We start from the raw sequence: 13,076 nt of genomic DNA on the forward strand, positions 1-13,076 counted from the left end.
GCGAGGATTACTGATTTCGACGAGATTGTCGCCGGCTTTGACAGGAACGCCAACCTTTGCTGGTTCCCCCGAAATCACACCATCGATGGGAGCATTGAGGAGAGCCAGACGCGCATTGACGGTGCCGTCCCGGCTTGTATAGCCCGTGATTGCCGGTAGGGAGACGACAATTGCAAGCGCCAGCAGCAAGAGGCCGACGGTGACACGGGTAATGCGATGATTCCAAATCATGTCAGCCTATAAGACCATCGGGGTTAGCGGTGATCGGTCCGCCGACCGCGGCCGACAGAAATGCAACTAAGTCTTGCGTAATTTAGCGTAGCGAAATTTAGCGGACAAGAGGCGAGTGTGTGCTTGAGTTAACGAAAGGCGCAACCGTGTTCCACTCATGGATCATGCATCGCTGTCGATATAGCAGATTCGTCAATCAGTCCCCCTCATCACGGTGTAGCTCTTCCCTCAATCTGGATCGTGTGTTCGCTAATCTTGGGTGCAACTGAAGCCACTTAGCGCCAACTATCCGCGATCTTCCCTCTCGGTTGGTACTTGACCTTTAAGTGTGAGTCTCACTTGCAACAGCGCTCGGACAATTCGAGGCGGGGACGATTTCGAACTAGATCTTCTTTCCCCACCCCAGCTATTCACTCGTTAGCGGAGTGATTCGAGTGGGCGCACAGTAGCCGTTGTCATCTCCGAAACGGGATACGTCATGATGGCGCAGATGATTGCGGAATGGGCAATACAGAATGGGTTTAATCTGCTCGATTCCTGGAGGTATCGTCGCAGCAACGAAGGGCGCACGGTCACTATCGAGATCAAAAGGTTTTCGGTAGTGCTGATCGATGAAAGGGCAGGTGTGCGGCCGCAGATCGTCTCTACCTTGTTCAAGGATTTGTTTTTCGGGAGCCCCAATGGCAAACTCGAGCGGCTTTTGCTTGATCGTTGAAGAGCGCCGAATGACAGGTTTTCGATCCTGTTGATCGATCAATTTGATCGTGTCCGCAGCCGTCATCTTCCAAACCGGATGAATGAAGGGCGCAATTACAGATGAACCCTGATCGGTAGAAGTCCGCGGCGTACGCGAGGCTTGAGGATCATTCGCGTTTTGGAATTGCGGCAGTGGAAGTGTAGCAGGGTCGTCGCGGCGTTCCATATCGAACAAGTCCGCAAGATCCATCACAACGCGCTCACGAAGCCCGGCAAGGACCGCGCCGGAGTAGGTCACCAGATCTCCAGTGGTGGCATCTTTCAAAGACCAGGATTTTCCCTCCTGTATAGCGCGCTATCTCGCTTGCATTCTCCACCTCCAAAACTCGGTCCATCCAGCATTCAAACAAGCAAAAGTTCCCATTCCAGTAATGGGAGGAACAAGAAGGGGAATAACGCAATCTCTTCCATGCGATTGATTTGATGCATCTTTTAGGAAGATGGCGCGTTTTCGCGGTATGACAACCGGAATGGAGTAATTCCATGACGAAGAGAAGACGCATCGGTGCCGGCATCGATAAACGCTATGTCCGCCGAAACGAGACAGGTCAAGTCAAGGAAAGCGTCGATGTCAGCCGTTCGCTTTCGGCTGACACCGGCATCACAAGGCAAAGATGAGTGCCAAGCTCGGTCAAAGTGATGGTGCCGACCATTACAGGAAGCATAGAAGCGGATGAGGATCGCCACCTTCAATATCAACGGCATCAATGGCCGGCTCGATATTCTTCTGAGATGGCTCAGTGAAACAAAGCCTGATGTTGTTTGCTTGCAGGAATTGAAGGCACCGGACGATAGATTTCCGGTCAAAGCGTTGAACGCCGCCGGCTATGGGGCGATCTGGCATGGTCAGAAAAGTTGGAATGGCGTCGCCATTCTGGCCAAAGGGCAGGAACCTCTTCAGACAAGACGCGGGTTACCGGGCGATCCCGACGACACCCATAGCCGATATATCGAGGCGGTTATCGACGGCATTTTAATCGGCTGCCTCTACCTTCCAAACGGGAATCCGACACCAGGTCCGAAGTTCGATTACAAGCTTCGCTGGTTCGAACGGCTGAGCACCTACGCGATTGAGCTTTTGGATCTCGACGCACCCGTGGCGCTGGTCGGTGACTTCAATGTCATGCCGACCAACATCGATGTCTATGCCCCTGATCGATGGCGCGATGACGCGCTCTTTAGACCGGAGGTTCGAGCCGCTTATGCCGAGCTCACGTCGCAGGGATGGACGGATGCATTGCGATCTCTGCACCCAGACAAGCGAATCTATACCTTCTGGAAATATTTCCGGAACGCATTCGCGCGAGACGCGGGTCTCAGAATCGATCACTTTCTGCTCAGTCCTGCGTTGGCGACCGATCTTACCGCGGCCGCGGTGGACAAGTTCGTGCGCGCATGGCCGCACGCGAGCGATCACGCGCCCGTATGGATCGAGATTGGTTGATATTTAATCAGCAAATTTCATCAATCCCGCGTGGTGGCCGGGAAGGGAGCAAAGGCCGGCCGTCTGACGCGGGCGTTTGCGGCGACGAACTCCATGTGTGCGCTATTCAGCGGCATCGCTCTATAAGTTCTGAACCGCGGAAGACTTTCCGTGTGATCGGGTGAAGCAGCCTCTGCCGGCTCGAGCAAGGTCAGCAGGAAAGCCGCCACTTCATCCTTTCCATTTGGCGTAGAGCCCAAGACGATGCCTTTCTAAGGCCTGTGCTCGCTCGCTGCCACAGCGTCCGGCAGAAACCGGATGCCGGCTCCGCTCAAGGCGGCGTTGATCTCTTGCGCTTGACGGAGATGATCGAGCACGATCGGTAGCATCGATCCGGCAAGACGTTGCATCTCTGCATCCTCGCCGAGGGAAATCTCCCATGCCAGCAGTTGTGCAGTCTTCTGATGATCGACGATCTGGGCCGCAATGTAAGCTCTGTCGAAAGCCTCGCCGTTCAGCTTATCCAGGTGGTCGCGGACCACCTGATGGTCGGCATCAAGTTCGGTCGGGAGCGGGATCTTTGCGGCATCGGCGAGATTTTTGAGCTTTCCATTGGCATCGCTGTGGTCCTGAACCATCCTGTCGGCAAACTGCTTTACAGGGTCGGCGCTGGCTTTCTGGCCCGCCACACGGCCCAACTCCACTTTGGCCAACCCACCGGCGGCCGCAAGCTGTGCGAACAGCCGGTCTTGATTGTTGGTCTGGTTGGGAGCCGGAATACCCGGCTTCGCCATTCTCGTGTCGACACCCATTCCGGCTGGGTTGCCGATCTGGGCTGTGGCCGTGCCCGCAAACAGCCCCAGTGCGCTGAGAGCAACGATAACATGACGGCCCATGCGCTTCTCCTTTGTCCTCACAGTGTCAGCATGTAGGCGACGAGATCCTTCTTTTCCTGCTCCGTCAACTTCACTCCCAGGACAAGATTGAAGAACTCGACGGTATCGGCAAGGGTTAGCAAGCGGCCATCATGAAGGTAGGGTGGAGAATCCTTGATGCCGCGTAAGGTAAAGGTCTTGATCGGCCCATCGGGCAGCGTGACGAAATCGTTGAAGACCTGGCCGATCTTGTAGAAGCGTTCAAGCTTCAGGTCGTGCATGTTGTTGTCCATGAACGCTGTCTGCGGCACATGACACTCGGCGCATCTTCCCTTGCCCATGAACACCCGTTCGCCGGACAGTTCCTGGGATGTGGCGAGCGCCGGATCCAGCCGCCCGAACGGATCGAGTTTGGGTGCCGGCGGAAAATCGATGATGTTCTGCATCTGCGCCATCATCGCGACCTGGTTGGGTCGGTCGGGAAGATTGACCCCTTTGCGTGTCGCGCTGACGTGATCGCCGTTGAAATAGGCTGTTCGCTGCTCGAATTCGCTGAAGTCTTCGACCGAGCGCAGCGATCGTTTGGACCCGTGGATCTGCTGGTTGAAGAGGCCGCGCAAGCTGGTGGTATCGAGGCGAAACCGATCGGCCTGAGGACGAACGTCCGGCGTCAGATGAAAGGCGGCATTGGTGTGAAAATTGGAATGGCAGTCGAGACACGCGACACCGGTGCTCTGATCCGCAACCTTGCGGTCTTCGGTCTGGTTGAATTCCTCCTGCGGAAATGGGGTCAGAAGCAGCCGAAGTCCTTCCATCTGGACTGGCGTGATGACGCCGTTCATGATTTCGTAGAAGTTTTTGATCGTCAGCAGCTGACCTCGCGAGACGTCTCCGAGTTCCGGATGTGTGGTCAGGAAGATCGGCGGCGGAAACTCGGGCGTGAAATTGTCCGGAAGATCGAAATCGACGTCGAAACGACGCAGATCGCGCATCTCTTGAGCGTGGATTTCATCGATTTCGCGATTTGGAAAGACCTGGCCGCCCGCCGCCTGCTTGACATGAGGCAAGGGCAAAAATCCTTCCGGTAGAAGGTTCCGCTCTCGGATGTCCCATGGCTTCATGGCGGCGAGCTGATCCCAGCTGACATTTGTCGGGAGCTTGATGCGAACGCCGTCCTGCACCGGCTTCATGCCGCCGGACATCTTGACGTCAGGCATGGGCTTGTCGGCAAGATCATAGCGCCGCTCGAGCAACATGCGCTGCCGTTCCATGACCGCGGGCTTTTGAGCCTCGTCGATCGCCCGGGCTTGCGAAAGCGGCATGGTCGGTAGCGGTCGGTATGTCGCGTCGGGCGGCAACGGGTCGGAAATGGCGCCGACGGCAAGGACCGCAACTCCAGAAAAGGAGGCGCCAAAGGCCAGACTTAAATAACGAGATCTCCGCATGTCCCTCTCCCCGTCGCGGACAAAGTCAGCGTTCCCAACTTTGTAGAAGATCAAAAGTTCCGGGCGGCAATCGGACATTGTGAAGAAACTTCGAAGCGAGATCGAGGCGATGGTGCTTCTCTACGTATTGCTCTGTATTGGTGTAGGTTTCATTCTCTGGTCCTCTCAATGGGCCAGAGCTTACTTCAAAATAGATTATTTCAACGGGGCAACGTCAGATGAGATGGCAGATGTGGAGCATTTTTTGCCTGCCTATTTCCTTCTCGACAAATCGATATCAGGCAAAAGCCATTGTGATATCTAATCGACGACCTAGCGCAGATCAGATCTGCCGGGTTTTAGGTTCGATTCCTTGCAAGAGCATTGGCTTCCTTCCATTTGTTAAAAGCTGGTCGGCTTGGAGGTGTGATGGAGATATGCACAATTTTGCTTTCGCTTCGCTCCGCGGATATCCTCCTTTGAGGATCAGCTAGGTCTGTTCCGATGCCTATTAGTGAAGGTTCAGTAGCGCCTGCGTGGCCTCCCAACGCCCTCATGCCGCAATTTGGTGTGCCATCTATATTGGGCTCGGTTTCAATCAGCCGCCAAGAAGATTTCAATTGGTCATTCCTTGACTTTCAATTAGTCATAACCATAGTTTCAAACGGTCATCAAAGGAATGAAGTTATGCCGCTGTATCCAAGGCTCATTGAGCAACGCGTTGCCGACGCGATGTCAGACACGCGAGTCGTCATGATCGTAGGCCCCCGACAATCCGGAAAAACAACGTTGGCCAAGAAGATGGCCAACGAGGGGATGGAGTATTACACGCTGGACAATGCGACGACGCTCAACGCCGCGCGACAGGATCCAGTTGGCTTTGTAAGAGGAATGGATCGCGCCATTCTCGATGAAATTCAGCGCGCTCCCGAGCTGTTGTTGGCGATCAAGGAAAGCGTGGATACAGATAAGCGTCCAGGACGTTTCCTCCTGACCGGTTCAGCCAATCTCATGACGCTGCCACGCGTGGCAGACTCGCTCGCTGGGCGTATGGAGGTCGTCCGATTGCTGCCGCTCGCTCAAAGTGAAATCAGAACGGCCGGTGGAAGCTTTTTGGTCGACGCCTTCCGAAACGAAGCCAAAGCCGGAGAACTTATCGTCGGCGACGACCTGATGGCTGCAGTTCTGGCAGGTGGATATCCCGAGGCATTGGCTCGCAAAACCTTAAACCGCAGACAGGACTGGTATGCGGATTACATCCAGGCGATCGTTCAACGGGACGTCCGCGATGTAGCACAAATCGAGCAGGTCGCGCAGATGCCGCGACTGCTGCGCATCCTCGCAGAACATTCGGGACAACTCGTGAACTATTCCGGAATTGGCACCGCCATCGGAATGAACCACGTCACAACGCAAAAATACGTTGGCATATTCGAGAGCCTGTTCCTCGCCAGAACAATCCAACCCTGGTTTTCCAACAAACTGAAGCGTCTGACCAAGACCGCCAAAATACATTTCCTCGATTCTGGTCTTCTCGCCTCCCTTCGTGACCTGTCTCTTGAGAGACTCCGCGATGACAGGGGGCCGTTCGGAGCGCTGCTGGAGACTTTCGTCTTCGGTGAAATCCTTAAACTCGCCAGCAGTGGACATAGCCGCTTTGAGTTTTCGCACTTTCGGGATAAGCAGCAGAACGAGGTCGATATTGTCATCGAAGACAGAAGAGGAGGGGTTGTCGGTATCGAGATAAAAGCGGCAGCATCCGTCTCGACTTCCGATTTTTCCGGATTGCGAATGTTGGCTGAAGCATGTGGAGAGCGGTTTGTTTCAGGCATTGTCCTGTACGACCATGACAAGGTGGTCCCGTTTGGGGAACGCCTTTCCGCCGTGCCAATTTCGGCATTGTGGCGTTAGCGCGTGGGAAGTTCTCTTCAGTTTCCAGACTTGAGCATTCTCGAAACTTCCGCACGTAGCCGTTGGAATGGAAGATGGAGATGAACTCCGGGCCCGGCATTTGCTTGAGAAGTCTCAAGGTGTCATGCGGTTATCCGTGCCCCAGGGGAGTGTTATAAGGCCGGGCTTGAGCTGAGGCGGCTCGAACGCGACGATTTGGTATTGTAGCGGTCCTGGATGAGCCTGCTTTCTGTACGCTGCGCTATCAACACCTCAGCGATTGTTCGAAAGCTCCATCTGCTACGGTCTTTATGACGAGCTGATGGCTTATTCCATGCGGCGTCACATTGCCCGTGGCCACATCGTCGATCCTGTCGTCGCTTGTTGCGGGGAAGACGCGATTGCCGTGGGTAATCCGCATGTCTCCGCGCATGTCGGCAGTTTTTTTGCGTCTCGACACCTATTTTGGTGCCGGGCTGTTCGCCGGTTTTTATCCAGCAAAGCGGAATGTCAGTCCTTGCCACCGTGACCACCATGGTTTCTTCCGAGAGCGCCTCCTATGGAGGCTCGGACGCAGGTTCTCCGATCGTATTTGCTCTTGCTTCGCAATCTTTCGGACAAGACCGAAGGGCTCATCTAGCTATGCTTGTTTCTTCTGAATCTCTTGATAGACTTCAATCGAGGATACAATCATAAGCTTCTGCAATCAAAAGGCGCCGGAAAGCAGTTGAGGTTGGGATGGGGATTGTAACGCTGGATCATTTCGCCCGCTGTGTCGGGGAGGGGTTCGAAATCGATGTGGGGGGAGGAGGCCCTGTCTTTACATTGACCGAGGCGCGGCCCTTGCCTGAACGAGGCTTCGCCGGAATGACGCGGGCGCCATTCGCGCTGCTGTTTCGCAGCGGATCGAAAGTTGTCTTTCCGCAGCAGATTTATAGGCTGAACAACGCCACGCTTGGAATTCTCGACATTTTCCTGGTGCCGGTCGCCAGGGATCAAGATGGGATCATCTATCAGGCGATCTTCAATTGATGCAGGATGATGAATCCCGCGGATCTGACGGAAGCTGATGTCTGCTCCACTCCATGCCTATGTGGGTATCGGTGGCGTCAACTGCCTTAAATCCCAAGACCTGATAAAGCTGGTATGCACGTCTGTTGTTTCGATCGACATGCAAGGTAATCCCCGAGCTTTTGCTCGCTGCTGTCGCATCTTGAATGGTTTTTAGCGTCGCGGTGCCTAAGCCCAAACCACGCCATTCCGGTAGAAACCCGATATCGATGATGTGCCAGATGTCCGTCCTGACATTAAGGTAAAGGCGGCCGATGGAAATGCCGTCCTTTTCTATGATGAGGAAGTCTGTCTGCGGGAACGTGGCGATATAATAACGATGTTGGAGATTGAATTGCTGATCTAGAAAAGCCTCTTTGACCTCCGGCGACCACGGCATCAACGCCAGTTCATTCTCGCGAAACGAACGGTAAAGCTGGCGTAAAAACGGAATATCGTCCAGCCGCGCGGAACGCAGCATGCAGGCGGGAACATCGAGCCGATGATGGCCAGCGCGCGCAGGAAACTCCGGTAGCTGGCCGACCACTGCGCCAGACATCAACCGAAAGATGGAAATGTGCCGCTGAGCGCGATGCTGAAGTTGACCGCGAGATAGGGCTGACGGTTTTCGTGCGATTGGCCCGCGCCCGCGATGCCGATAACATTCTGCGCGAACTGCGCGTTCGGCTGGGCATTGGGCAGAAACGGACTGCTCGAATTCGGCAGGCTCAAGGCGTTTCCGGTGCTCGGCGTGGCGGCTCGCTTGGTCGTGTCGCCTTGATTAAAGAGGGTCAAGGAATGCGCGTGTGCCGGCATCTGCGCCTGCGTTAGCGTTACGCCGTTGCTGCCGAAGGCCTCGCCCTCGGTACGTGGCGTCAGGCCCGGCCCTTGGCCCTGATTGCAGCCTGCGCGATTGGCAAAGTTGGGTAGTTGGAATGAGGTGGTGCCGTTGCCGCCATACTGGGTGCCAAGCAGGGAAAAAAGCGCAGTATTCTGTTGTATGGGGATCATCGCGCCGTTGCAAAATGCCCAGTGGAGCGGTGCAAAATTGAAACCAAACAATTGGATCTCGCCGATAAAAGGTTGTGTCATAGCAATCTCCTTGATGGAAAAGGCGCGATTCAGCCCTGTGAGGGAAAGATACCGGCCCATGCGATGCAATACTGCACCGTCAGCGTCGGCATCGTATTGTCATGCGGGGTCGTGGATCCTGTCATCTGCGTTGCTGCCGGTGATGTCGTGATCGGAGTGGCTCCGCTCGTATCCGTCGCATACATCGTATCGCCGCTCACCGCACCAAGCTCGACCGTTGGTCCCACGGTCATGCTGTTCGCGGCGCCCGTGGTGGCGAGGTATGGATGTGTGTGCGACGGCATTTGCAAGGGCAGCAGTGTGACGTTCTCGCTGCCTGCGGATTGGCCGATCACATAGGTCGACAGACCCAGGCCAGTACCTTGATGCATAGGCACGCGCCCGCATAGATTTGGCGTCGCAAATGTTGTGATGCCGTCACCGCCATAGATCGTACCGATCAACGTGTACAGTTCCTGATATATGGAGATGGACTGCAGGGAATTATTGCAGGGCAGCCATCCGTAGGGCACTCGGGAAAAGCCGAAAAGCCGGATTTCTCCGACATAGGGGGCGCTCATTGTTGATCCTCCGAGCAAAAGGTTGACAAGAGATGATCAGCTGCGAGACGGAAAAACTCCCTGCAGCGCAATGCAATAATTGATCACGTCGTAGGGCTGCATATTGTCGTGAGGCTGGTTGTTGCCGGCGGGAGTCACTGTCTGGCTCGACAGCACGACCTGGGCGCCACTGGAGGGGCCATAGATATTGGCGCTGTTGGTCCCGTAAAGCGCGTTGCTCGGGCTGCGCACAGTGCCGTTGCTGGCGGTCCCGGTCGCAATGTGAATGTGCTGGGGCAATTCCTGCTGCAGCACGGTCACATTTTCCGTGCCGCCGGTTTCACCTAGCTCGTATGGTTCGGGCTGCCACGCGGGATCGATGGAAGGTCCAAATCCGACAGGCGTACGGCTTTGCATGTTGGGCAACGCAAAGGTCCGAATTCCATCTCCACCGTAGTAGGTGGCCAATAGTGAGAACAAGGCTTGGTTCTGCGCGATGGGAAGAATCTGGCCATTGCAAAGCGCAAAGCCCCTAGGCGCAAACGGAAATCCTGTGAGCATAATCTGGCCAAGAAACACGTCTGACATCTCATACCCCTGAATATTCTAATTATGTTAATTGCCATCATCTCTCAATCAATACGATAGATGCAAGAACAAATTTGACCCTCATAGGTATAAAAATTCAGGAAATTTCTATGCTATTTTTTAAACATCGAAGGTTGTAGATAAAATGTCAAAAAATAGGAAAGTCGATAATTATCATTATGTTATGCGGTTGTATAAATTAAAAATACATAGCGCGAATTACACCGATCGCGGTCGAGCAAATCGCGCGATCGGCCTCATCAATGGCCGGGGCATGATCTGCCCAACCGGGCGATTTGAAACCGAACATGGAGCCGCCGCCCATAAGGGGGCCTCACGATTGCCCGACCCTCGCGAAGCCTTGAGGCGCCATCAAAATTTCTTGCTTGCGGCGACCTTGGCGCCGACGGATTTCTGCCCGTCGCCTTCGATGTTGAAGAGCAGGCTGGTGTCGAGCATCCAGAAGTTCATGGTCTGTATGGAGACGCCGGCGGTGACTGCACCGAAGGCACCGGCTCCGTCGAGACCGGAGAAGCCAGCGGTCAGCCCGAGCTTCGGCGTCAGCTTGGCGCCGCTTTCGAGCGTGAAGGATCTTGCGATCTCGGCGCCAAGACTGATGCGGAATTGGTCCTCGTTGAAGCCTTCGATGGTGATCGCATCGCCGGCACCGTTCTTGACAGTATAGTCGTCGACCTTTTCCGAGAAGTAGATCGCCCTGAGCTTCGGCGACAGCGTCGTGTCCTCATCGAGGTACCATTGACCCTCGATCGACGTATCGGCCATCCACCGCGTGGTCTTGAAATTGCCGTCCCAGAACTGGGTGTCGATGGTGTTGTTCGAGCCGCCATAGCGCAGGCTGCCGTTCCAGAATACGCCCTTGCCGAGCTCGATCGAGGCATAGGGTCCGGCAAGCCAGCCATTGCCCGTCAGTTCCGCGTCCTCATCGGTCGGATCCGTCATGCGGTCATAGTGGAAGGAGAGCCCGATCAGTGCATGTTCTGAGATCAGATAGTCCACGCCCATGTTGACCATGGCGAAGCTGCCCCATTTCGAGTTGTTGGTGTCCTTGCTGCCCTTGTCGTTATGGGTCAGGAAGGCGCCGCCGATCCAGACGTTGAACGGGGCGGACGCCGCATCCGGATCGCCGCCTGCCGCCCGCATCTGCGTGAGGCTGGTGGAGAAGCTGAGCGTCATGCCCTCTTCCGACGGTGTCATGCGCGCGCTGATCGGGTCCGTCGCCTTCTCCATCTGCCGACGCTGCAGGAGCCCCGGCACCTCGATCGTGTTGGCGATCATGTTCTGCCGGGATCGTACGAAGTCATGCACGAGATTGCTGATGTCGTCGGCAATCTTACCGGCGTCGTAACTGACATTGTAGGTGACGGTGGCTGTATTGGAGGTTCCAAGCGCGCTGACGAGCTTGTAGCCGACGCGGACCTGACCGGAATAGGCCGGGTTCAGCACATAGTGCAAGTACCAGCCAACGGGAGTGGTGACCGGGCCCGCCTGCGCCAACTGCCCCTGGATGATCGTCGCCGTGCCGGCATTGGCAGGCTCCACGAAAGCGAGGATCGCGGACGTGAACGGGCCGCCGGTTGCACCGCGATTGAGGTAGACGTCGGGAGGCGCGGAGCCTGCCGGTACGTTGACGACCATGTCCAGAACGGTAACCGATCGTGTCTTCACTCTCAGGCTATAGGAGGCGCTCCCGGTCGCGCCGTTGCCATCGCGAACCTGGATGGTGAAATTGTAATCGCCTTCCGTGCCTCCCGCGAGCGGACCGTTGAGCTGGCCGGTGGAGATGTTGAGCACCAGGCCGCTCGGCAGGCTGCCGGAGGCAAGGCTATAGATCTTCGTGCCCGCGCCGCCGGTTGTCGTGATTTGCTGGCTGTAGGCTTCCCCCGCCATTGCATCGGGGAGTGCCCCGTCTGCCGGACTGAATACGAACGTCGTTGGTGGCGGCGAGATGGCGATCGTATAGGCTGCAGAGGTCATGGCGCCGTTGGCATCGGTGGCGGTGATAGAGAAGCTGTAATTGCCGGGCGTCGTCGGCGTGCCGGTAACGGCTCCTGTCGCATGGTTGAGTGCCAGCCCGGCCGGCAGCGTGCCGGTCGCGCTATAGCTATAAGGGCTGGTCCCACCCGAAACAGTGATGGTCTCGCTGTAGGCGGTGGTGACGACGCCGGCCGGCAAGGCGCCACTCGGCGGCGAGAATATCAGATTTGGCGCCGTGATCGTCATGCTCACGGTTGCCGGTGCAGAGGTGCCGGAGGCGTTGGTGGCGGTATAGGTAAAGCTGTCCGATCCGCTATAGCCTGGTGTCGGCGTATAGGTGATGGACGTTCCCGAGGCAGTTGCTGTCCCATGGCTGGCCCCGGTTGCTACCGTGACCGAGGCCGGCGCGCCGCCTGTGATGGCGAGTGTGATCGGATTGGCCGATGAATTGGCGGCAACGGTCGCCGCGACGTTGCCGGCGATCGGTGGCTGGACGTTGACCGCCAGACTGTAGGCTCTGGAGCCCGTAAAGGGACCGGCTCCGGTCGAACCGTCCGTTGCGGTGATCGTCACGTTGAAAGTGCCCGATGCCGTCGGAGTGCCGGAGAGAACACCGCCGGACGACAGCGTCAGGCCGGCGGGCAGAGTGCCAGCCGTTATCGCATAGCTATAAGGACTGGTGCCGCCTGAAGCCGTGATGGTCTGGTTGTAGGCGGCAGCAACGGTTGCAGCCGGCAACGTGGTCGGCGCGATTGCAATCGTTGGGGCGCCGACAACCAAGCTGTAGGCCCTGGAGCCCGTAAACGTAGCGCTGTCCGTCGCCGTGATCGTGATATTGAAGGTGCCGCCGGCTGTCGGGGTGCCGGAGAGTATGCCGCCTGACGACAGGGCGAGACCGGCTGGCAAAGCGCCTGCCGTGAGTGCGTAGCTGTAGGAGCCGATGCCGCCGGAGGCGGTGAAGGTCTGGCTATAGGTGGCCCCGATCCCGGCCGGTGGCAGCGTTGCCGGCGCAACGGTGATCGTTGGAGCACCGATCGTGACGCTATAGGCCTGAGAGCCGGTAAAGTGGTTGCTGTCTGTTGCGGTGACCGTGAAGTTGAAAGGTCCTGCGGTGGTCGGCGTACCGACGAGCGCACCGGCCGACGAAAGCGCTACGCCCGGCGGAAGGCTCCCGCTTGCGAGGCTAAAGGTATAGGAGCCGGTTCCGCCCGAG

At 56.6% G+C, this 13,076-nt stretch carries 11 protein-coding genes and 2 pseudogenes; 4 read left to right on the plus strand and 9 right to left on the minus strand.

Annotated features, from left to right (window positions below; all coding sequences use genetic code 11):
* Nucleotides 1-231 (minus strand): annotated as a pseudogene (locus PH558_RS33865) (HlyD family efflux transporter periplasmic adaptor subunit); the annotation flags it as partial.
* A gap of 406 nt (nt 232-637) precedes the next feature.
* Complete coding sequence (locus PH558_RS34330; protein ID WP_350223837.1) at nt 638-1,252, minus strand: hypothetical protein; 615 nt, start codon at nt 1,250-1,252, stop codon at nt 638-640.
* A gap of 218 nt (nt 1,253-1,470) precedes the next feature.
* Here PH558_RS34330 and PH558_RS33875 point away from each other — a divergent pair.
* Both PH558_RS33875 and xth read left to right on the plus strand, forming a co-directional pair.
* Nucleotides 1,471-1,664, plus strand: a pseudogene (locus tag PH558_RS33875) (hypothetical protein).
* Nucleotides 1,661-2,431, plus strand: coding sequence for an exodeoxyribonuclease III (xth, locus tag PH558_RS33880; RefSeq protein ID WP_285208545.1), 771 nt, complete (start codon nt 1,661-1,663; stop codon nt 2,429-2,431). Before PH558_RS33875 ends, xth begins: the two are co-directional and overlap by 4 nt.
* Nucleotides 2,432-2,682: 251 nt before the next feature.
* Here the strand turns inward: xth and PH558_RS33885 are convergent, their stop codons facing one another.
* Both PH558_RS33885 and PH558_RS33890 read right to left on the minus strand, forming a co-directional pair.
* Nucleotides 2,683-3,306 (minus strand): DUF4142 domain-containing protein, encoded by a 624-nt coding sequence (locus PH558_RS33885; protein WP_285208546.1) that lies wholly within the window; start codon nt 3,304-3,306, stop codon nt 2,683-2,685.
* 17 nt (nt 3,307-3,323) lie between these two features.
* Nucleotides 3,324-4,730 carry a cytochrome B6 gene (locus PH558_RS33890; protein WP_095438267.1) on the minus strand — a complete coding sequence of 469 codons (1,407 nt, stop codon included), beginning with the start codon at nt 4,728-4,730 and terminating at the stop codon, nt 3,324-3,326.
* A gap of 666 nt (nt 4,731-5,396) precedes the next feature.
* Between PH558_RS33890 and PH558_RS33895 the strand changes: the two genes are divergently transcribed.
* Nucleotides 5,397-6,620: an ATP-binding protein gene (locus PH558_RS33895; RefSeq protein ID WP_285208547.1), complete on the plus strand. Its 1,224-nt coding sequence runs from the start codon at nt 5,397-5,399 to the stop codon at nt 6,618-6,620.
* Between the two features lie 717 nt (nt 6,621-7,337).
* The gene (locus tag PH558_RS33900; RefSeq protein WP_095438264.1) at nt 7,338-7,631 is read left to right on the plus strand and encodes a DUF6916 family protein; all 294 of its coding nucleotides are present in this window, start codon (nt 7,338-7,340) and stop codon (nt 7,629-7,631) included.
* Here PH558_RS33900 and PH558_RS33905 read toward each other — a convergent pair.
* The 5 genes from PH558_RS33905 to PH558_RS33925 all read right to left on the minus strand — a co-directional run.
* Nucleotides 7,624-8,208, minus strand: coding sequence for a GNAT family N-acetyltransferase (locus PH558_RS33905; protein WP_285208548.1), 585 nt, complete (start codon nt 8,206-8,208; stop codon nt 7,624-7,626). The genes PH558_RS33900 and PH558_RS33905 overlap by 8 nt on opposite strands.
* Entirely contained in the window at nt 8,208-8,741 is a 534-nt protein-coding gene (locus PH558_RS33910) for a phage tail protein (RefSeq protein WP_285208549.1), read from the minus strand. Before PH558_RS33910 ends, PH558_RS33905 begins: the two co-directional genes overlap by 1 nt.
* A gap of 29 nt (nt 8,742-8,770) precedes the next feature.
* Complete coding sequence (locus PH558_RS33915; protein WP_285176761.1) at nt 8,771-9,301, minus strand: phage tail protein; 531 nt, start codon at nt 9,299-9,301, stop codon at nt 8,771-8,773.
* A 36-nt stretch (nt 9,302-9,337) separates the two neighbouring features.
* Nucleotides 9,338-9,868, minus strand: coding sequence for a phage tail protein (locus PH558_RS33920; protein WP_285208550.1), 531 nt, complete (start codon nt 9,866-9,868; stop codon nt 9,338-9,340).
* A 372-nt stretch (nt 9,869-10,240) separates the two neighbouring features.
* On the minus strand, nt 10,241-13,076 hold a 2,836-nt coding region (locus PH558_RS33925), incomplete at its 5' end, for a putative Ig domain-containing protein (RefSeq protein ID WP_285208551.1).

It is taken from the genome of Rhizobium pantanalense, assembly GCF_030182525.1.
In the GTDB taxonomy this organism is placed as follows: Bacteria; Pseudomonadota; Alphaproteobacteria; order Rhizobiales; family Rhizobiaceae; genus Rhizobium.

What these genes read in the sequence shown, in the direction of transcription:
- xth (WP_285208545.1), top strand. Translation starts at nt 1,661, where the DNA reads ATGAGGATCGCCACCTTCAATATCAACGGCATCAATGGCCGGCTCGAT.
- PH558_RS33885 (WP_285208546.1), bottom strand. Translation starts at nt 3,306, where the DNA reads ATGGGCCGTCATGTTATCGTTGCTCTCAGCGCACTGGGGCTGTTTGCG.
- PH558_RS33890 (WP_095438267.1), bottom strand. Translation starts at nt 4,730, where the DNA reads ATGCGGAGATCTCGTTATTTAAGTCTGGCCTTTGGCGCCTCCTTTTCT.
- PH558_RS33895 (WP_285208547.1), top strand. Translation starts at nt 5,397, where the DNA reads ATGCCGCTGTATCCAAGGCTCATTGAGCAACGCGTTGCCGACGCGATG.
- PH558_RS33900 (WP_095438264.1), top strand. Translation starts at nt 7,338, where the DNA reads ATGGGGATTGTAACGCTGGATCATTTCGCCCGCTGTGTCGGGGAGGGG.
- PH558_RS33905 (WP_285208548.1), bottom strand. Translation starts at nt 8,208, where the DNA reads ATGTCTGGCGCAGTGGTCGGCCAGCTACCGGAGTTTCCTGCGCGCGCT.
- PH558_RS33910 (WP_285208549.1), bottom strand. Translation starts at nt 8,741, where the DNA reads ATGACACAACCTTTTATCGGCGAGATCCAATTGTTTGGTTTCAATTTT.
- PH558_RS33915 (WP_285176761.1), bottom strand. Translation starts at nt 9,301, where the DNA reads ATGAGCGCCCCCTATGTCGGAGAAATCCGGCTTTTCGGCTTTTCCCGA.
- PH558_RS33920 (WP_285208550.1), bottom strand. Translation starts at nt 9,868, where the DNA reads ATGTCAGACGTGTTTCTTGGCCAGATTATGCTCACAGGATTTCCGTTT.